At 45.2% G+C, this 20796-nt stretch carries 17 protein-coding genes; 11 read left to right on the top strand and 6 right to left on the bottom strand.

What is annotated here, in order from left to right:
• Positions 1-18: 18 nt before the first annotated feature.
• Entirely contained in the window at positions 19-810 is a 792-nt protein-coding gene (locus ACTJJJ_RS00175) for an NUDIX hydrolase (protein ID WP_188931955.1), read from the top strand.
• Positions 811-1932: 1122 nt separating this feature from the next.
• Here ACTJJJ_RS00175 and ACTJJJ_RS00180 read toward each other — a convergent pair.
• Positions 1933-4545 (bottom strand): chitobiase/beta-hexosaminidase C-terminal domain-containing protein, encoded by a 2613-nt coding sequence (locus ACTJJJ_RS00180; RefSeq protein ID WP_440701041.1) that lies wholly within the window; start codon positions 4543-4545, stop codon positions 1933-1935.
• Positions 4546-4601: 56 nt separating this feature from the next.
• On the bottom strand, positions 4602-6221 hold the full coding sequence (locus ACTJJJ_RS00185) for a hypothetical protein (RefSeq protein WP_188931923.1): 1620 nt from the start codon (positions 6219-6221) through the stop codon (positions 4602-4604).
• A gap of 580 nt (positions 6222-6801) precedes the next feature.
• Between ACTJJJ_RS00185 and ACTJJJ_RS00190 the strand changes: the two genes are divergently transcribed.
• The 4 genes from ACTJJJ_RS00190 (at position 6802) to ACTJJJ_RS00205 (ending at position 12653) form a co-directional block, all read left to right on the top strand.
• Positions 6802-9405 carry a hypothetical protein gene (locus tag ACTJJJ_RS00190; protein WP_440701042.1) on the top strand — a complete coding sequence of 868 codons (2604 nt, stop codon included), beginning with the start codon at positions 6802-6804 and terminating at the stop codon, positions 9403-9405.
• Positions 9406-9754: 349 nt separating this feature from the next.
• The gene (locus tag ACTJJJ_RS00195) at positions 9755-10768 is read left to right on the top strand and encodes an NAD-dependent epimerase/dehydratase family protein (protein WP_440701043.1); all 1014 of its coding nucleotides are present in this window, start codon (positions 9755-9757) and stop codon (positions 10766-10768) included.
• A 41-nt stretch (positions 10769-10809) separates the two neighbouring features.
• Positions 10810-11385 (top strand): Crp/Fnr family transcriptional regulator, encoded by a 576-nt coding sequence (locus ACTJJJ_RS00200; protein WP_440701044.1) that lies wholly within the window; start codon positions 10810-10812, stop codon positions 11383-11385.
• Between the two features lie 581 nt (positions 11386-11966).
• A complete protein-coding gene (locus ACTJJJ_RS00205) occupies positions 11967-12653 on the top strand; it encodes a hypothetical protein (protein WP_440701045.1) in 687 nt (228 codons plus the stop codon).
• Between the two features lie 115 nt (positions 12654-12768).
• Here the strand turns inward: ACTJJJ_RS00205 and ACTJJJ_RS00210 are convergent, their stop codons facing one another.
• Complete coding sequence (locus ACTJJJ_RS00210; protein WP_440701046.1) at positions 12769-13017, bottom strand: hypothetical protein; 249 nt, start codon at positions 13015-13017, stop codon at positions 12769-12771.
• Between the two features lie 227 nt (positions 13018-13244).
• Here ACTJJJ_RS00210 and ACTJJJ_RS00215 point away from each other — a divergent pair, with 227 nt between their 5' ends.
• From ACTJJJ_RS00215 to ACTJJJ_RS00230, 4 genes are all read left to right on the top strand, one after another.
• Positions 13245-13814, top strand: coding sequence for a histidine kinase dimerization/phospho-acceptor domain-containing protein (locus tag ACTJJJ_RS00215; protein ID WP_440701047.1), 570 nt, complete (start codon positions 13245-13247; stop codon positions 13812-13814).
• Between the two features lie 22 nt (positions 13815-13836).
• On the top strand, positions 13837-14913 hold the full coding sequence (locus tag ACTJJJ_RS00220; protein WP_440701048.1) for a response regulator: 1077 nt from the start codon (positions 13837-13839) through the stop codon (positions 14911-14913).
• Between the two features lie 145 nt (positions 14914-15058).
• A complete protein-coding gene (locus tag ACTJJJ_RS00225) occupies positions 15059-16768 on the top strand; it encodes an alpha-amylase family glycosyl hydrolase (RefSeq protein ID WP_440701049.1) in 1710 nt (569 codons plus the stop codon).
• A gap of 76 nt (positions 16769-16844) precedes the next feature.
• Positions 16845-17057 (top strand): cation-transporting P-type ATPase, encoded by a 213-nt coding sequence (locus ACTJJJ_RS00230; RefSeq protein WP_188931907.1) that lies wholly within the window; start codon positions 16845-16847, stop codon positions 17055-17057.
• A gap of 63 nt (positions 17058-17120) precedes the next feature.
• Here ACTJJJ_RS00230 and ACTJJJ_RS00235 read toward each other — a convergent pair whose 3' ends face one another.
• Positions 17121-17408: a YtxH domain-containing protein gene (locus ACTJJJ_RS00235; RefSeq protein ID WP_440701050.1), complete on the bottom strand. Its 288-nt coding sequence runs from the start codon at positions 17406-17408 to the stop codon at positions 17121-17123.
• 238 nt (positions 17409-17646) lie between these two features.
• Here ACTJJJ_RS00235 and ACTJJJ_RS00240 point away from each other — a divergent pair, with 238 nt between their 5' ends.
• Together ACTJJJ_RS00240 and ACTJJJ_RS00245 are read left to right on the top strand one after the other, a co-directional pair.
• The gene (locus ACTJJJ_RS00240; protein WP_440701051.1) at positions 17647-18666 is read left to right on the top strand and encodes a zinc-dependent alcohol dehydrogenase family protein; all 1020 of its coding nucleotides are present in this window, start codon (positions 17647-17649) and stop codon (positions 18664-18666) included.
• A 62-nt stretch (positions 18667-18728) separates the two neighbouring features.
• A complete protein-coding gene (locus ACTJJJ_RS00245) occupies positions 18729-19031 on the top strand; it encodes a BON domain-containing protein (RefSeq protein WP_440701052.1) in 303 nt (100 codons plus the stop codon).
• A 75-nt stretch (positions 19032-19106) separates the two neighbouring features.
• Here the strand turns inward: ACTJJJ_RS00245 and ACTJJJ_RS00250 are convergent, their stop codons facing one another.
• Positions 19107-19757, bottom strand: coding sequence for a hypothetical protein (locus ACTJJJ_RS00250; protein ID WP_440701053.1), 651 nt, complete (start codon positions 19755-19757; stop codon positions 19107-19109).
• Positions 19758-19798: 41 nt separating this feature from the next.
• On the bottom strand, positions 19799-20635 hold the full coding sequence (locus tag ACTJJJ_RS00255) for a universal stress protein (protein ID WP_440701054.1): 837 nt from the start codon (positions 20633-20635) through the stop codon (positions 19799-19801).
• Positions 20636-20796: the final 161 nt, after the last annotated feature.

Consider the following 20796-nt stretch of genomic DNA (forward strand, 5'->3'; position numbering starts at 1 on the left):
TAATCCTATTTTTGCTTTATGACTGAAATTGACGCTGCCATTGCTTTTATACTTAATGGTCACCAGCAATTCATGGCTCATCTGTCGCTGGATTGCGCCATTTTGGGCTATCATGACCAACAGGTAAAAATTCTGTTGATCCGATACAACGGCCATCAGCAGTGGGGATTACCTGGTGGACCGATCCGTCATGAGGAACCAATCTCCGTAGCCGCAAACCGGATAGCGGAGGAGACCACCGGTATAAGCGGTCTGTTCCTTCAACAGTTTCACACCTTTGGGGATAGTCCCTACCGGGTACACCACCGAACAGTTCAGGATCTGGAACGATTAATTCAGCCCGATGCGCTGGGGATTAAAATCAAGAAAGATAACTGGCTTTTAGGTCGCCAAATAACAATCGGCTACTATGCGCTGGTTGACTACCAGCAGGTTTCGGTCCGAACTAACTTGTTTGTTGAAGAATATCGATGGTGGGACATTGATCAGGTTCCCGAGCTGCTCTTCGATCATAATGACATGGTTACAAAGGCGCTGCAGACGGTCCGCCTGCACCTTTACCATCAACCGATCGGGGCTAACTTGTTGCCACCCAAGTTTACCCTGCCCGAAATTCATTTCCTCTACGAAAGCCTGCTGGCAAAATCATTGGACCGGCGTAATTTCCCAAAGAAGCTATTTGCATTGGGCTTGCTCAACAAACTCGACGAACGGCGGTTTATCGGGCCTCATCGTTCCCCCTATTTATATGAATTCAATAAAGCGAATTATGAAAAAGCATTAGAAGAGGGAATTGTGTTGGTCATTTAAGAGAAACTGGCATGCAGCTCTCACTGCTCTATCACAAAATACACGCTCATTGATTTTTGCTTAAAAGTATCTTGATTTCAAAGTAAATATTTTCGAAGTATAATCAATTCAAATCGTGAAATTGATGAATTACTACCATCAGAAGGAATTATTCAACCAGTTTTCGGAAGGCGCTGGCTTTTACATGTAAAACTGGTTGGGATGGCAGTAGGGTATAGTAGCCTTCCAAACAATAAATCAGAAAACGCGACATTACTGGGCGGTGAGAAGATTTCAGCGCTTTTTGACGCAAGCCTTAAACCTCCAATAACTCTCGTGTTTTGCTTGAAGTGACTTACCCGAATTACTTGTCGCATCTGTCTCAAATCTTGTTGTGAGATGGGAATTGCTGCATTGATCAGACGGAAGGACGTCTCGTAAGCCGGTGCGGCCCAAAGGAGAGGGCTGTGCCCCATTCAAGGTAAGGTTGAGTAACTTATATAGTGTTTCATCCTCCCGATATTTCGGGAGTAATTGATTAGCATTCGGTAAATAAAGACGACTAATTGATGGCATTAAGTTTTTTAAACGAAAAAGCGCCCTCTAAGGCGCTTTAAACAACAGTACAAATAGACACAGGATATTTCCCTAGGTCTTCTTGGTACCTAAGGGGCCACACCTTTGTTGCGCGCTATTTATCTATTGAAGTTTATCCCTAGTCTGGCATTCAGCAAAGGAAGATAAGGCGCTCGAAAAATCAGTTGTTTGTGAAATGCAGCATTGCACGTTTGCCCATTTCGCCGGGACGAAAGCGGGGATAGCTGATAGTAGCGCTTATAATAACCGGCCTTACCCTCGGGTTCCAATCCGTAAGGGCAGGGGCAGCTAATCCGATCGACAATTTAAGGGATGATTACTCCCAAACCCTTAAACATCGTTGCTGGATGTACTTACAGTTAAAATCTCACTCCAGAACCGTGGCGGTGTTGATCATTATGTTTACGATTCGTGTTCAGTTAACCTTAAACGGCTGTCGATCCGTTCAAGGTTAACTGGAAACAGGGGTGTTATCGGGTAATGGCTTGGTTTTTGCGAATTACCCAATGCATATCAAGAGCAAACAAAGTATTGAATACTTAGACGCTATAAGCCATCGCAATAGACTTCGATACTTTCAAAGCCCATCGATCCGCCTTCCTGACCGGGAGCATTTGGCAGGATACTTTTGAAAAATACATATTGTGTCAAAACAGGGTCGAATTTAAACTGAAAGTCCAAATTTTTGTTATTGACGTAATGGTTCATCAATACCGCGTCACTTCCGTTTTCATCGGTCGAGCAGTAGATTTCAAACTCCGTTGCATAGTTATACGGTGTGAACCTGAAAGCTATTCTGTTTATTTTATTAAGGGAAAGCAAATTAACCCGAACGGTATTTGCATAGACTCCGCCGGCAATCGCATAGGAATTGGGGTTGCCATCCGTTGCATTAATCGCATACCGAATGTATTGCGACGGGATTAATTGACTTCCACCAATTCCACTGAGAAAACGCACTGGTTTACCCAATGCCAGGTCATACTTTCTTTCGTCTGACACTACTCGATATTTCAAATTTACAATCTGACCAACTGTATCCATTTTGTTATTGTGATCTAATGGAAATGGATAAAAGTCGCCGAGAGGACTTAGATTAAACGCCTGGATAATGCGCAAGTCTCGCGTGTACGGAATATCTGTGAAGGTATTGGCGTAATATTTCTTGCGGTCTGCATCGGGAATGCCTTTTTCGTTGGAAAGTTCCTGAATAGCAATTATATATGTCATTCCCGCTTCTAGCCTGATCTCGGCAATGTCAGTGAAATAGTAATCCCCTGTTGAAGAAATGTCTGGCAACAGATTACCGGAATAGACAGGGTATTCGTCAAAGTACCGCTTGACGATAACGTTTCGCGTTACGTTTGTGCCCACCGATCTACGTCCGATTCCTGTGATGATAATCGGCGCGCTGCCAACCGTAAATTGCATGCCGCGGTAGAAGCGGCTGTTGTCGACAGTTTTGTATAGATTTGTTACTTCCTGATAGGATAATGTGTCGTTCGGTTTTTCTCCAAGCAGTAAATTTACTGGTCCGCTTGTCGAATAGCCTTCGATCACTAGCTGCTTCATGAACCCGAGACTTTTGCCTGTCTGCAAAGTTCTCACTTTAATGATGGTGTTTCGGGTAATGGGTATCGGATTCAGGTAAACATTCGAGGAGTTCTCGTCAGGATCGGTCCCGTCCAATGTGTAGAATATCCTAGCCGGCAAGCTCGTCGTAATTATAACAGTATTGTTCAAAAGGGAAATCTGCGGGTCCTCACTAAATGCTTTGTTTGTAGTTACATAGCTACCAATGGCCGACATTATTGGTTGAAACCGAGGGTCTAGCAGCAGTCCATCGCACCGAACGGGTAAACCCATAGATACAGTAGCACCGGCCTTCCAATTTAGCCCGATGTTTTCGTTGACAGAGACAGGGTCTTTAATAGGATCTTCATGTGTCGTCGCGCCCCAACCCCATGAGCGGGTGACTTTGTTAGAGACATAGATTGCCATTTTCTTTTTTGACATCAATGGTGTAGCTTGCTCAGAGCTCATAATCGCGTTTGTCGAAGAGTCTAGCGTACTTTCATAAATGACAAAATCGGCGTAAGGATACAGCACTTGGGTACCCCCAAATTTTAACTCTGTGTTGAAGCTACCACGAACGCCCGGATTGACTCCGAAGATAAAAAAGGGGTTATGATGTCGAATTACCGGTATGACTTTGTCATAGTACAACCATCCTGGATTGATTGGCGGATTTCCATAAATGTCCGATGCTCCGCCGATGTCCATCCATAGACCGTCAATTTTCTTATTTACAACAAGTTCGGTAATGTAGCCAAGGTTAGGTGTTCCCCAGTTTCCGTTGGAATCCGCGTCAGTCCATGAAAATTTTACTGGATCAGTGCACCCTTGAGTGCCATCAACGCATGCCGGATTTCCACGATAGTCGGGACAAAAATAGCTGATTACCTTTAGGTTACGAGCATGGAATGCCGCGACAATTTCATCGACGAAGTCGCGATTTTCCGTATGAAGCTGATATCTTGTTGGAGTAGTTGATATCCAGTTGCGATAACTATCTTGCCATATTGCGGAGAATTCGATAAAACCGGCGCCCCAACCTTCCATCTGTTGGGCCCAGTTTGCTGCGTTTAATTGCGTCACACGGCCTTCGAATTGTTGCGTTCCCGTTCCGTTTAATGGCGGGTCACGCGGTGGGCTATTCTGGATGGCAGGATGAGTGAATCTTCCCCAGTGAGTGGTAACCCCAAATCGGGCGTCCCGCAGCCACCGGGAGCGTTCCGGATAAACCTTAAATTTGAAACGTTTTGTATCATAATCTGCTCCCGATGTTGCGCGTAGCGTAAACTCGAAAAGCCCTTCTTTGGTGGGCGTACCAGAGAGCTGACCATTTTGTAATAGCGATAGTCCCGGAGGTAAAACACTGTTCGTATTTGGTTCAACTTCCCATTGATATGTTGTGCCTCCTGCTGCTTTAAATTGGAAGTATGGTTTGCTAGTTTGCGCAATGGTTGCGTTAGAAACCCAATCTGTCCAGGCTTCATAGGGCAGGTTGTCTACAAATGCAGGATATATAGCGGTTGCTTTATTTAAGAAATAGTCGTCCTCGGTTTCACACGAGGTTGTTGTGATTGTAACTGCCATTGTCGATCAATTTAGAATGACTGTGATACACTAGAAATGTGGGGTAGGGTCACAATCTAAGTTGCTGATTGTCCTGAAATAAGATTGTCGGTTGACAGTACTTTGGGGTCTGGGCAACGAAGTAGTGCATATGCTACAACGCCACTGGAAGTTCCGGTCTTTATAATGTTGTTTCCGTTAATATTTAAGTTAGAAACATCATTGATTTGGCATGCTGCTTGTTTATTTAGGATTTGATTTGCTTGTATCAGTACTCCATCAATAGACAATGGAGCCGGTAGGTTTGTAGAATCTATGCCAGTTATCCTAATCGGGCCCGAAAACCCGGAGCCTGATAGGTCTTTAAAATAGTTGCCGGTAATTGCCAGGTTTCTCAGCAGTCCTGAATTTGATGTAAATATTCGAACCGAATACTGTATAAACGACAAAAGTTGATTATCGCAAATTTTGACATTTTCGTGGGTCCCGCTTGCAAGGTCCAATATAATGTTTCGATTAGAATGGGTCAGCGGTGGGGCGATCCTGAAAATGTTTTCCGCTATAATCAAATTATTCGCCGACTTTGCATAGATACCATCGAACGCGCTTTCGAACCGACACCGTCGAACTGTGACATTGTTCGTTGGGGCTACGTGACCAATAGCCAAGGCTGTTGGGCCTCCAAGAAACTTGCAATTTTGCAAAACAAAGTCGTTAACATTATCAAGGAAAAGGGCGCTTGTGTTTGTATGTAGAAAGTCCTTGAACGAAACAGAATCGATGATGCTATCATAGTTTGCGACCGTAAACCGAAAACTTGTTATCTGCGCGTTGGTGTCAACTGGGGAAATGGCTATACTTCTACACTCAAACCTATCGGATGTAGTTATCGTAAACAGCTCTTTATTCGGGTTGGGATTACTAATCCGAAATTGTGTGTTTTTGCCCTTAATGGCGAGCGGACCGTTAACGGTAAGGGCAGCATTTACCCTGATAGCGTTTTTTTGAAGAAAAATCAGTTCTCCGCCGTTTTGAATTGCGTTGTCAATCTCATCTTGTATCCGTGGTGCGTTGTCTGTAGAATTGTTATCAACTGCTTTGGACATTACCGAACTCCGTTCAAAGAACGTATACATGTATTCTGAATTTCTAAGTCCTGTCTCGACTTTGTCAATTGCAACAGTATATCCATCTGTCTTATTAAAAGCATTCAGTTCACTCCAGGTGATAGTTCTGTTGGTACCCGACTGGGCATCCGATCGGACTGTCAGGCGTAATTCCATGCTTTCCGTGTTCGCTTGCAGCGTATAGGGAACGATTACCTCGATGAATGCAGGGTTGGCCGAAAATGTGCGGGAAACGATTGAGGAGGCGATTGGAGTCACATTCGTCCCTCCCGAAAACAATGAAACGGCAAAATTCTGTTGAAACACACCAAGGTTCATGTCCGAAATCAGTAGCCTGAACCACACTTCGTCCCCACCTGTCCGGTCAGGGAATATCGTAGTATTGAAATTACCACGACTTAGGTACGCGCCACTGCCAGTTACAGATGAAGAAATGGTCATGGTTTTACTGCCATTAGTGATCGTCACACCAGTCACTGCTTGTCCTGCTGGTGTTCCAATTGGGCCGCCCCAGAAATCTGATCGATTAGTTAAAATTTTGTCCGTGAAATACTCTTCAAAAGGAGTCATACAAGTGTTTTTATATGGTTTAAACAAAAAAAGGAAATCCATGACAAAGTCAATATTCACGTGCTACTGGCGTGACATAAGGATAAAAGAATCGAAGAGATGGGTGCGGTATTTCTTTAATTACTTGATTTTTGACAAAATATTGCTCAATCGTAAAAAGAAGTCAATAAATAGTTTGCGAACATATCAAGCCTTCTTTATCGATTTTCCTTGTGTTCAATTCCATAGTGATAATTAGACGCTTTGCACGAAAAGCTCTACGTAATACCTATATAGCAATCTATTGTTAGATTTTTATTTCGCTAATGGTATTTATAATTGATTTTCATTCGGTTAGCTACGCCTTATTTTCCACCAAGTATCAAAAAACGGCGTATAATATTGATCGTCACCCACACCGGATACGACTATCTGGATAATCCGCCGAAATGATTACTGGGTTAGTCATTGGAAGGCGTAGTGTTTAAGTGCAATGTGCTCTTGTGCAGCCGTTTAATCAAATTTTTGAAACCTTGTAATATTTCAGAGCCTAAAATGGTAACTTTTGGTTATTCGCCTAGAAACCAACCCAACTCTGATAATGAATAAGCTAAGATACGCTGAGCTCATCACTCAAATTCTCGCCAATAGCTACGGATTTTGGTCCTCCCTGAAAAATTCACTGCTTTTTTGGTGCCTGATCGCAGGTTTGGTGTTGCTCATTTGCGCCAAAACGAAGCTGCTTTTTCGGTTTTATTTTTGGTTGACCAAGTTGATGCAGCGGTATTGGGGAATGCCGCGAATCTGTCGGCAATACCTCGTGCCTATGTTTTGGAGAATTCTCAGATCAAACTGGTACACTGTCTTATTGTTAGTGGTTCTATGGATTCTGTTCTTTTATATCGATGCAGGAAGTGATTTGATTATCAGTTTTGTAGGTTACATAATCAAGGATGGTGAAGAATGGTGGTGGAAACTCCTGGCGATATATTTTTTGTTTTTTTTGACTTTGTTGACAGCTCTCGCAATTTGGGCGATACCTTTTTTTCTATTTACCGGCGAGAGGGTGAACAGAATTAATCTCGACCGACGTAGTATTCAGCGGTTTTATGTGGGATGTAGGATCCTTTCCATTGTGGCAACTGTCCCTTTCCTGATCCTGGCAAATGCTTTCTTTTTTAGGTACGTTAACGAGGACGTTGCAAACTCTAAAGTTATTGGTGTGAATGGGGCAATTTTGTTGTTCTTGGCTGTTTTCGATGCTTTGATTCTAAATTTGAAAACTGTCAAAGCACCCATGGAGAATGCGACAGTTCTTCTACGCGAGCTGGTTGGCCGAGTATTTCCCAATTACTATTTCAATCTACTTACACGTCTTTTATTGATCGAGCTACTTTACTCGGCGCTGGTTCTCCTAGCAGTGTCTCTGATCGACGAGAATCTCCGCGATAGGGATGCGTATATTAGTTGTATAATTGGAGGCTTCATGGTTTTGAGCGGCGTCACTGTCTTTAGGTTGATTTTCTTTACGAATGGTGTTGATATGAAGCAAAAGGACATTCGTAAACGAGTCGACCAATTGACCAGTACAAAAACCGCAGCCGAGAGCAAGAAGTTTTACTACACGCTGTTCTGGTTTCTTTGCATTTTCAATTTGACTTTTTTTCTGCTGCCGTCAATGACTGCCATTAATACGATGTTTGTCATGTTGGCAGTTTTCGCCTTTTTGATCAATTACGTTGATTTTTGCCGGCACCTGGCTGTGGCCGAAAAACCATGGCAAAAAATACTGGGCTATCTGGGCATTGTCATATTTCTTGTCGCTCCCAATATAACCCCGCCTGGCCAGTTCGTCGTGCCTTTAAGAGAATTGAAAACAGCTTCGGCGCAGAACCTGATTTCTTGCGAAAGGTTTAGCAAAGGTCTCGGACCTGTAGATAGTAAAAGGCTCTTGGAGAATGCAATAGAACGACGCATTAAGTTTATTGAATCTCATAGTAAGGCGGCAGATAGTAGCAATATTTACATTGTCTGCGGAATGGGTGGAGGGTCAAGGGCTGGTTATTTTACGGCTCGGGTATTAGGGCTTCTTGATAACAAAGTAGACGGCTTTTGGAGTAATACGTTGCTATACAGCACCGTGTCTGGGAGCTCACCTGGCACCTACCATTATCTGAAACATAGGATCGCAGCTCCTTTGGAAAAGGGGGAACTGAGCTACCTTCAGCACATCTACCGGCAGAACTTTAATTCTAGCGGCATGTTTGGCCTATTACTTGGTGACGGATTTGAAGGTGCATTTGGGGGATTGATTAACAGGATCAAGGCGCTATTTTCACCTTCAAAAGTTTACACCGCATTTCGCGATCGGAATGTCCGGATCCGGCAGGAATATGATTTCGCACTTAAAGAGGCACTGGCTGGAACCGGCAATGAGAAATTTCTTAAAAACACTTTTCGATTCGGTGTCGATATTAGTGAGCCCGATGACTTTCAGGGATTTTATCTGCGGAATCAGGATACGATTCCAATTCATCTTGTAAATACTTTTGAGGTAAATTCAGGGCGACGGACTGTTTTGTCGCCATTTGTTGCAGGTGACACTACGTTATTTTCAAACGCCATCCAACCACTTCAGGATATCTCATTCTCTAACTCCATAGCCAAACGCGATATTACCTATCGCGAAGCAGTTAACCTTTCTGAATTGTTCCCTTTCCTTAGCGCGGCTTCAACGATCGGCGAAAATGACCGATATCAATTCGTTGATGGTGGATACTTTGAAAATTACGGACTTGCGACGGCGTTGGACGTTGTACGGTATCTCGAATCTATCCAGAGCCCGGTTTTGAAACGGCTCAAAATTGTACTCATAAAGAACAGTCTGCAGCGCTCAAAGGTTGAAAAAAGTAGCCTTCAATTGTTAGCACCCCTTGTTGGAGTAATCAATGCACCATTTACAGGTCATGCAAATCAGCTTCTGTCAGACGGGATCAAAAAGTTCAACGCAAATATGGTGGTTTTGGAATTCGATCCCGATGCCGACACTTCGAAAATTTCGCTCACCAGGGCCCTGACAACGAAACATATCAAAGCACTTGATGAGCAGGCGATTAGCCAAGTAATTATCAACGAAGCTGCCATCAGGCGTTTGTCTGCTACGGCAGCTGCCCAGCGGAGGGACTCGTGCGGCCTTAATAATTGAAAAAATACTGGAATGCAAAGCAGTTGACTGCCCCGCATATTCCTGTTTACGCGGGTTGAATTGCATAGCCTTCGGAAGCTCCAGCTTTCCCGGCTGCGCGCAATCCAGGCGCCAACAATTTTAAGGTTGGGCCTCAGCAATCAGGGCTTTTTTGATGAGTGAGCGCTCTGTGGTCGAAAGAACGAACGTCGTTTTGGACTGGTGGTGGTGTTCCTTTTTCCTTAGGCAGCTTTCTAGCCCTACCAAATAAATGGAAGGTTCTCGGATGAGATCTGAATTAACTAACAAATGTCAAGTGCTGCTGGATTGGCGATGATAACCTTTGTCCTATCAATAAAAGATAGCAAAAATGGGACAAAGAAATCTGGCGCTGGTTACCGGCGCGAACGGGCATTTAGGGAATAACCTTGTTCGTCTATTAATAAAGAAGGGTATTCCTGTAAGGGCAACGGTTCGCAACCTGGGCAATATTACTTCTCTTTCAGGGTTGGATTGTGAAGTACATCAGGCGGACATTACTGATAGGCAATCGCTATTGAAGGTACTTGATGGCGTAGATGTTTTTTATGCCGTGGGAGCGGCGTTCAAACTATGGGCGAAGGATCCCAAAAGGGAAATCTATGACGTAAACATGGAAGGGACGCGCAATATGATTGAAGCGGCGGCCGAAATGGGCGTCAGGCGAATTGTTTACGTGAGCTCTGTTGCCGCGCTTGACTATACAAATCTGCCGACCAAGGAAAGCTCAGGTTACAATCCTGAACGAGGAGATATGTATTACAATTCAAAAAATGATGGCGAGCAGTTGGCTTTTCGCCTGGCGGCCGAGCTGGGAGTCGAATTGGTCGCAGTTTTACCCTCGGCAATGATAGGAGGTGAGGCTAGCTTGCCTCTGAACGTTTCCTATGGCGTTCTGAAACTGATCTTGAACAAGCAAATCCCGGTTGATACAAAAATTACTTTGAACTGGATCGATGTCAACGACGTGGCAGAAGGCTGCTACCTTGCAGCCAGAAAAGGCAGGACGGGTGAAAGGTATATTCTGGCCAATGAAAAGTGCATGTCTATCACTGAGTCTACCAGGATTTCAGCGAGTATATATCCTGAATTAAGACTGTCGGTTCCTAAGTCCTTGCCGGGCTTTATGTTGACGGCTATTGCGGGCATGATGGAGTTTTCTGCCTGGATTCGCGGAAAGGCTCCAGTGCTGACCAGAAAGGATATTGTGATGTTTTCTGGTCTGCAACAGAATTTCGATATCAGCAAAGCGCGGATGGAGCTTGGTTTTGACCCGACTCCCCCCGAACAGGCGTTAAAAGCAGCGTTGGCTTATTTGATGGAACATAAGCACCTGCTTTCGTAGTTTTGCTATCAATAAATGACCTAACGTAGGAAACCAACCGCATGCACAGTAAACTGATCGGATGCATTCAGCAATTCCATTCGCTTTCCAGCGAAGAGGCCGCCCTAATCACGGCTAGTTTTGATGCGGTGTTGATTCCGAAAAACCGGGTTATCGAAGAGCAGGGAACGGTGCCTAAATATCTGTATTACATCGTATCGGGTTACCTGAGACTATTCCACTATAACGAAGTTGGCGATGAGGTTACGACCCATATTAATTGCCCACCGGGGTTTTTTACGTCTTATTCAAACTTTGCCTCGCAAACTGTCTCTTCAGCAAACGTAGAATGCATTACCGCATGTGAGTTGCTAAGAATCACGAAACCTGAGATGGATGCGCTTACCGCTGCTAGCCCTGTGATGAAGGATTTTAGTATAAGGGTTTTTCAGCAGTCGATTGCTTACAATGAAAACAGGTCAAATGAGCTAGCCACACTCAGCGCCGAGCAGCGGTACCGGAAGCTTATCGATTCATATCCAGAAATACTGCACAACGTGCCCATTCAGTATATCGCTTCTTTTTTGGGAATGAAGCCCGAAAGTTTGAGCCGTATAAGGAAGAAAGTGATGCATTAGCTGGTGCAGGAGAAGTGTTGAGTTTTTTATTGATTCGAACGAATGTTGATAGATTGGAGATTAAAAAACTTTATGTGGTTAAGGTGTTGATTATAAGCTTAGTGATGGTTCGAATACCTTAGGGGTATTTTTGATTTAATTCTCCATTAAATAGGAATAGTCCGTGAAAACTGCGTCGATTTGGCGATTTTCCAGACATACCGGTTAAGGACCTGTGTTTCGAGAAATTCCTCAGGAGTCAGGATATACCGCTCCCAGATCGACTTATACTTCCGCGATCCAGTCTCCCAGGTCTTCTGATGTCCGCTTCGGATATGCCGGCTATGATCTGGTCACCCTATTAGAATGACATTGATAGAGAGTCGAATTGACTAGTAGTTGATTTGACAGCACACGCAACATACATTCGAGCAGACAACACGGCTAGTTAATGACTGAAATTGTTTGCCGCTATGACCGGGCTCATGATTTTGCATCGGCAGTCTAACTAGATTTGATCTGGATATACCTCATATATTGAGATGTATTTGAATTTTGATCACTTGGTAATATTGTACATCGTACCATCCAATCCGTGTCGTATGAAAAATTCCTACCTACCAAAACTGGTATCGTTGACTTTCATCTTTGTGATGGCAGTAGCGCTTTCCTGTACGGACCACACCGAACCGGACCCGCAGACTGGGTGTAAATTGGTCGATGGCACTCCCAGGCTTTATCCTTGTGAATTTGAAATTCTGAAAGTGGAATTTTGTAACAAGTTAAATATCAATGATATTTTCGGAACTGTAATGCCGGGCCATCCCGACATTACCCTGCCTGTAAGCCTGGCATGGAGCAGCTTTCATCCCTCGCCTGGTTTCGTAGATGCTACTTTCAAAGTCAAGATCCATGTCAAGCGAATTTCGAATCCGGCCTTCGACGTATTTTATCAGTATATAATGCCCAAAATTATACGTGTATTGCCGGTTGGTCCCGATGCATTTGACATTAGTAGTTTCCCTCCGGTTTTCCCGCCGCTTCCGGTCCGGCTGGATATGCCGGTCGGTGATACGTCCATCGTCATTGCAGATGCTTCTTATCACGCACGCGAGCAGGTTTTACCACCCCTGAATAAGCCTGTGTATTCAGAAATATCCGGCAATGTCCTTTTTCTGATATACAATATGACGACAGCTAACGTTCTGGCCAATGCTCCCAATAATTATCCGACCATTTTGGATGTTGCAGAAAGTCATATAGCACTCAATCCCACCTTAGTAGAGTAACGCCTCAAAAAAAGTATGAAAAAGGTGCTTTATAGGAGTCTTCGGCGCAAATTTTCATTTTCAATGCAAAAATTGGCCTCCCGCTGCTGACCTGCATTTTAAGATCGTCCTTTTATCACGGTATGCAGATCAATTTTGTTGATGAGAACATAGTCACCGAAATCATCAGGTCGACCAAATTGTCTTTATTGACTCCGTCCCTACCGTTTTGCATCACTTGTTTTTTGATCGGATTTTTTTCAACCATCGCAGTCATTCTGAGTGCGCAGCGATCTAGCGTATCTAATGCGGTAGGTACCAATCTACCAGCCATAAAAAAGATGTCGCTCCAAAGATCAATTGGGTTGGGGATGCTGTCTTTCATTATGCGGTTTTGCGTGTTTTCATCTGGTGTTGTCCATAAAATATGTAAACAGATTCTTCAAGCTCAATACGTTCTGGGGGAAATGCCACCAATGGCAGCCAGGACAAGCCCAGGAAATAGCTTGTCGGGGAAGGATATTTGAAGGAGTTGATTATTGTCTGTCAGATTGTTAACTTAGCATGCGCACATTCGAAATATTTGGTTCCCTGCGAGAAATAACCCGTCAAATGGAGATGTTGGATGCGCTTTTCAGACATGCTACCGAAGGGATTATCGTTGTGAACAGGGGAGGGGTGATTGTTATGGCGAATCCCAGCCTTAGTCCCTTCCAAACCAGCGAGGGACAGTTTGTGGTAGCATTTATCATTGACATCACCGAAAGAAAGACGCAGGAGAAGAGGATATTGGAGGCCAACGAGCAAATTCATAAGCTCAATGCCGAGCTTGAAGAACGGGTGCGCCAGCGGACGGCCGAGCTTGCCGATGCAACCCGCTCGGTTGAAAAATCGCAACGAGAGGTTGTCAAGGCGCTGGAAAAAGAAAGAGAGCTGAACCAGATGAAAAGCCAGTTTGTCACAGTTGCCTCTCATGAGTTCCGTACCCCGCTCGCTACAATCCTTTCTTCATCATCGCTGATCAGCAAATATAGCTCCGCTAAGGACGACGAAAAAAGGCAAAAGCACATTCAAAGGATCAAGTTCACGGTAAACAATCTCACAGAAATTCTAAACGACTTCTTATCCATTGGGAAACTAGATGTGCGTGTCGAGGAAAATATGCTTCTCAAAGGTTGCTAGGATCTGTTTAATCACTCATTTAATGATCAATAACTTGGAAGCTAAAACGATTCTTTTGATAGAGGATAATCCGATGATGCGCGAGAATACAGCCGAGATTCTCGAATTGGCGAACTACCGGATATTAACCGCCGAGAATGGTAAAGAGGGAGTTCAAAAAGCTATCCAGTCCAGACCGGATTTGATTATTTGTGATATTATGATGCCGGAGCTTGATGGGTATGGGGTGTTGCACCTTTTGGGGAAAGATGAAAAGACAGCTAGTATCCCGTTCATATTTCTGACCGCCCGCGCCGAGAAAAACGACTACCGGAAAGGGATGGTGCTCGGTGCAGATGATTATCTGACCAAGCCTTACGATGATGTCGAGCTGCTCAGCGCAGTGGAAACGCGGCTCAGCAAGAACGACCGTATCAAGCGGAATTTCGAAAGATCAAGCGAAGGGATCGATGATTTTCTCGTAGAGGCAAGCAGTTTGAACGGAATGGGGAATCTTTGCGCCAATAAACGCGTGAAGACTTTAAAAAAGAAGGAAATGCTCTACTCCGAAGGGACCTACCCGGCAAGTCTTTATTTCCTGCAAAAGGGTAAGATCAAAGAGTTTCGTTCAAACGACCAGGGAAAGGAATATATCACTAATCTGTACAAGGAGGGCGATTTTGTGGGCTACCTGGATTTGTTGCAGGCAGATTCCTACCAGCAGTCAGCTGTTTGTCTGGAACCATCGGAAGTTGCTGTTATACCCAAGGACGATTTTCTCAAACTTTTTCAGGGCAGTCGGGCCGTAGCATCCAAGTTTATCCGTATGCTCTCAGACAATGTTCGCGACCGCGAAGAGAAACTTTTGCACCTTGCCTATAATTCAGTGAGGAAAAGGGTAGCTGAATCCCTTGTCGCGCTGGCTAATCGTTATCATGAGGATAAATCCAAACCGTTTTCGATGGCCATTTCCAGGGAAGACATTGCATCAATGTCCGGAACGGCGACCGAGACGGTGATCCGTATGCTCTCTGATTTTAAGGAAGAACTTTTGATCGAAATGAGAGGGAGCACCATCACCGTCCTGGAATATGACAAGCTGCTCAGAATGCGGAACTGAACCGTTTTTTCTTCAATGTTTATCCCGGTAATCACTTGACAAGTTTAAATGGTTAGGACTGACAGCGATCAGTATTTGTATTGCCGGACATCATGTTCAACACTGGCTGTTGTTGGTAGATTGACGCTGGCAAAAAAGCGGTAGCATGACAATAACGGAAAGACAGATTTCTTCGGTTCGTGAAATCGACCTGAGCCCTAAGCAAGGCAAAACCTACTGGGCAGACGCCAGCCGTGAATGGCGTGAGGAATTTATCTACTTCTTACTGGTCGACCGTTTTCACGATGACCTGGACCGTATGCCAACCACCGTTCCCGGCAGACAGAAGGGCTATGGGGATGCAGAGCAACTGCAAAAGAGGTGCGGTGGAACGCTGAGAGGCATAACAAGACACCTTGATTATATAAGGGACCTGGGCTGTACAGCATTATGGCTGAGCCCGGTATTTGAAAATAACGATACCTGCTATCATGGGTATGCCATTGAGAATTACCTCAATGTTGATCCAAGGTTTGGCAGCAAGCAGGATTTGGCCGAGTTGGTTGAAAAGGCTCACGAATTTCGTATTAAGGTATTTCTGGACATTGTCCTGCATCACTCGGGCGATAACTGGTCCTATCCCGGCGACTATGATTACTACTATTATCAAGGTGCTGTGTTCCCGTTCTGCGAATGGAGATCCGATGAAATTCCAGTTCCGGTTGAACTTCGTAATCCGGAATTGTATTGGCGCAAAGGTCGTATCCGTAATTTTGATGCTTACCCGGAAACCCGGGAGGGAGACTTTGCAGGCTTAAAGAGTTTTAAGAACGACGCTTCCCCGGAAGGCTTGCTGGTTCAGCAAATATTGACGAAAGTACATTGCTACTGGATACGTGAAACCGATGTGGATGGCTTTCGAATTGACGCCGTCAAACATATGGGTGAAGAGATGGTTAGTCAGTTCTGTTCACACGTGAGGGAATACGCATATTTGTTAGGGAAAAAAGATTTTTTTCTTTTTGGTGAGCTTGTCGGGCCAGAAGAAATGTACAACCGCTACATCGGCCCGAAGACTTCGGTAGTGGTCGAAGACAAAGCCATCTATTTCGGGCTCAATTCGGTACTTGATTTTCCGCTTTATCACATTCTGGCGGATGTGGTTCGGGGGATATCACGGCCGCAAAAGCTTATCGAGCGGTATGAGTCGCTAAGGGAAAATGCGATGAGCAGGGGAGAATTCGGGGAGTTCCTCGTTACTTTTATTGACAATCACGATCAGGTCGGGCAGACATTTAAAAAGCGGTTTGGCCATGAGGCTTCGGAAGACCAGATCATCGCCGGAATCGGATTTTTACTGTGCGCGCTGGGAACGCCCTGTATTTATTATGGGACCGAACAGGGCTTTGAGGGCGCGGGTACCGAAGACTATAATGTCAGGGAATCGATGTTTAGCCTCGAAGGCAGCCCTGTAAGCGCGCTAAGTAAATCCGGCCGGATCTACCAGCAGATCGCTGCTTTGGCCAAAATCAGGATGAAGAGCCCGGTGCTTAAATTCGGCAGGATGTATATGCGCAAGCAATCCATGGACGGAGAGATTTTTACCTTGCCGACCTTCGAGAAGTGTCTCCTGGCCTTCTCGCGGGTGCTATATGATCATGAAATGGTGATAGCCTACAATAGTTCTCTGACTGAGGAAGACCAGGAGTATGTGCGGGTAGACCCATCGCTCAATCCGCAGGGAAGCGTCTTTACCTTCATCTATGGACAATCCGGTAGCATGAATGTATTGACTAATGAGGAGGGAAGCCGGCATTTTATCAAGCTGCGGCTTGCGCCGGCGCAGTTCGTTATTTTAAGTAACAAACCAATGTAAATCCCGCCTGCAATCCCAGCCAACATTTCCACCTTACGACTCCAATACAAATTGACGATCTGTAATCGACCAACCCATGCAGCAGCTGGATAAAAGATATTATACCCTAACCGTAGAACAGGCCCTTGTGGTTCTGAACACCGACCCTGAAAATGGTTTAGAAAATCAGCAAGCCAGCCTAAGATTATTACAATATGGTCAAAATGTAGTTGAAGACAAAAGGGAGAAAAGTATGCAATTTGCGGCTCCTGAGCGCTCACGTAGGAAGTGCTCAGCGCTACAAGTATGAAGATAGTTTTCAGTGTTGTAAGAAGCATATTTCCTTGCTGGCGTTAACTGAACCTTGCATACCTTATAGGTTTGCATCGCTCAGGGTTGCCTCCTTTTGTTGATCGCTCTTTTGGAATGCTGATCCGCACTGGCAACGTTGCGCTATTTTGTGGTATTCTTTTTCAGCTTTGCCTTTGAGGTCTTCCAGCGTGTCCTGGCAGCTCTTTTCAAGGTCTTCGATCAAGTCCAACCCAGCCTCAGTAAGTTTGCGCCGGGTACGCTTGCCTTTTTCCGGAGCAATTAAAATACCTGCCGCTAAACCTGCCGCGGCGGCAAGTGTTATGGCGAGTGCAATTCTGATACTTTTCATGATTTGAATAGTTAATTAAATAAATTGTTTCTGCAAGGTTGCCGCCTTCTGCAATGAAGCGACAATTGCAGGATAAAGTAAGTGGCCTGAAATCAATTAATCTGTGATCACAGAGTTGTTCAATGCTGACCTTGCTCATATTAACTGGTATTCAGAAATCGTAACTTTCTATACGTAAGCTATTGGTTATCGTTAACCAATGATTACGATAACGTTGGAGTCTTAACAAGATAGTTGTATGAATCTGCCAGCAACGATGCGTGCGATGGTTCTGTCCGAGCCCGGAGAGCCATTAAAGGAGGTCACTGTCCCCGTTCCAAAACCCGGGACCAGTCAAGTGCTTATCAAGGTTGTCGCCTGTGGTGTCTGCCGGACCGACCTTCATATCATAGACGGGGAATTGAAAGGGGCCAGGCTCCCCTTGATCCCGGGACACGAGATAATGGGTACAGTGGTTGGGCTCGGGGAAGGGGTGACTAATCTGAAAATAGCTGCAATGGTCGGGATTCCATGGTTGGCTCGTACCTGCGGAAAATGTAAGTATTGTTTAACCGGTAGAGAGAATTTGTGCGATCAGGCTCTGTTCACAGGCTTTACAGTCAACGGCGGATATTGCCAGTACACTGTGGCTTTTGAAAAATACTGTATTCCGCTTCCCGGTTATTATCAGCATCCGTGGGCAGCGCCCCTCCTATGTGCGGGCTTAATTGGCTACCGCTCTTATCGAATGCTTGACAGGAATTGTGAAAAAATCGGCATTTATGGTTTTGGAGCTGCTGCTCACATATTGATCCAGATTGCCCGTTTTCAGAATAAAAAGGTGTATGCGTTCAGTAAAAAGGGGGATACCGCCGCCCAATTGCTGGCAGAAAAATTGGGAGCAGTCTGGGCTGGTGATTCCTCTCAACCCGCTCCCGAAGAGCTTGACGGAGCGATCATCTTTGCGCCAACGGGGGAGCTTATCCCCAAGGCACTTTCAGACATCGAAAAAGGTGGCACCGTCGTCTGCGGGGGGATCCATATGAGCGATATCCCTGGATTTGAATACCGTCTGCTGTGGGGGGAACGAGTGGTCAGGTCAGTCGCTAATCTGACGGTCAGAGACGGGCAGGAGTTTTTCCAATTAGCAATGAGGATTCCTCTCAAAACGCAGGTCCAGTTTTATAAACTCTCACAGGCCAATCAGGCCCTTGGTGATCTCAGGGAAGGGAGGGTTTACGGTGCGGCTGTTTTGGTTATGAATCAGGAAGGAGAGTGATACCGAGTTTATGCATAATCTTGTTTGCTGGTGGTAGGGAAGATCGAATAGTAAAGCGAAAGATGAGAAATGACAAAATAGATATTGTGCACAACGAGGACCCTGTTTCATCGATCAGCGCGGATGCTGAGGTTGATTCTGAACTGGCCGAGAGGGTGTCTGAGATCCTGCATGGGGATCATCTGATCGACACCGCCAAAATATCGGTCAGGGTCTTGAATCGCACTGTTTACCTTGAAGGTGCTGTCAATTCCGAAAACGAGCGGAATATGGCTTACCAGGACACCATAAATATTTTTGGCGTCAGGAATGTTGTGAACTATTTGACCTTTCCGTGTCCCTACTTGAGGGGAAATAGGATGTGAAATTTTGCGGGTATAACACAACCCGGATTTTAATCGCCATCAGCTAGACGAAGCTCGCTGGCTGCTCCTGTACGACTACTCAATAGTATAGCTCAGCCGGTTTGCGTATACGACAGAATTATCTCCCAGAATTGCATATGCCCTGTAATAGAAGAAAGTCCTTCCCGCAATGATATCTTTCATGTAAGAATATTCATTGGTACCCAGGGTCAGCTTCTTGTCAAAAACAACCTTGTTGTCACTGATGGTGGGTAGCTGATTATGATTTCCCACGCCTCGGAAATAGGCGGTAAATACCACCCCGTGCTCAATAATCGGCTGATCTCCAAGTTGGCTGGCCTCCATTCTGAAAACGGTTGATTGCGTTGCCGGACTAAACGGCAATGTTCGTATTTCAATCTGAAACGCCGGGATTTGGTGATCTTTGACGCAAGATGAAAGCATTGACATTATTAAAACCAGGAATGCAAAATAAGAGGACGGTTGATGTGCCTTTGAAGGCGCCTGGTTGAACGGTTTCCACACAAGGCCACTAACCGAAGCCACCGTGGATCTACCTTCTTTGCGTGGAGGTATTTCTTCCGGTTGTGTTAACGGACGTGGCTCAGTCTCGGGAACTATCTCAGGTTCATAGGGAATTTGCGGCCGGACTGGTGCGTCCGGTATGAATTCGGGCTTTGCCGGCTGGCCGCCGATTTCAGGATTGATAGTCAGGATATTTTTCATTTGAAATAGGTTAATGGTGCATAATCAGATCTTGTTCCATGCTAGCGGTGGGCGATGAAAAGGGGTGTCTTGAGCTGCGCCATCAAATGGTCGGCCATATCGACGCGAAGCCAGCGGGAAACCATTGATCGTTGGAAGGCGCCCAGGACCACAAGTTCATCCTGGCGTTTATTTTTGAGATGCTTTATAATTTCAGCAACCGGTTCGCCGTGGATTACTTTGTAGGATGCCTCCGGGAAATGCCGCTTCATGAACTCTTTCATCAACCGGTTTTCGGGTAAATGCAAATCAAGGTGATAGGGTTTAACCGTCAGCACTTCAACAGGCAGTTTGCCAAGAGTCGGAAGTAAATAGCTGAACATTTTGATCGCATGTACCGAGGCAGGGCCTCCGTCGTAAAGCAGCACTACTTTTTCGATATTTTCGAATTGCTCGGGTACGACCACCACAGGGCACTCCGCACTTTCCAGCAGGTGTCTCACAAAGCTTGTCGGTACATCCTGATCGAAGCGGGAAAATGTTTCTTTTTTACAGATGATCATCAGGTCCGCATACAGACTTTCATGTAACAATTGCGGCATGGCTGCGCTCTTGCCATGATGGATATTGAAATTAATCCGGGCGGATTGACAGGTTTCCGTGAACTGTGAGACGGCATTGTCCTGGACCATTTTATCGTGTTCGTCCAGCGTGCGAGTGATGTTTTCCTCGACTGCGTCTTCCAGTGAGAGATCGTAAATAGAATAGCTATGATAATTTTTGTCCTCGTTAAAAACCCCTACCAAATGCGAGTGGGTCTCCCGGGTCAGTTGGGCGGCGTACTCAGCTGTGCTTTCTGAGTACTTTAACCCATCAATGGCGGCGATGATTTTCTTCATGGTCGGATGCGTGTTTGTGAAACAATATTGATTAAAAATACAGGGCTGACTTTGGGTGATTAGCGATGGTGATCAATGCGTGATATGATTAGCGTCAGTGCCTTGTCTTGTGTCAGGGAGCGTATGCGTACTGCTCGAGTGTGAAATCAGCTGGCTGTGCT

The organism is Dyadobacter sp. 22481 (assembly GCF_052044875.1).
Lineage (GTDB): Bacteria > Bacteroidota > Bacteroidia > Cytophagales > Spirosomataceae > Dyadobacter > Dyadobacter endophyticus.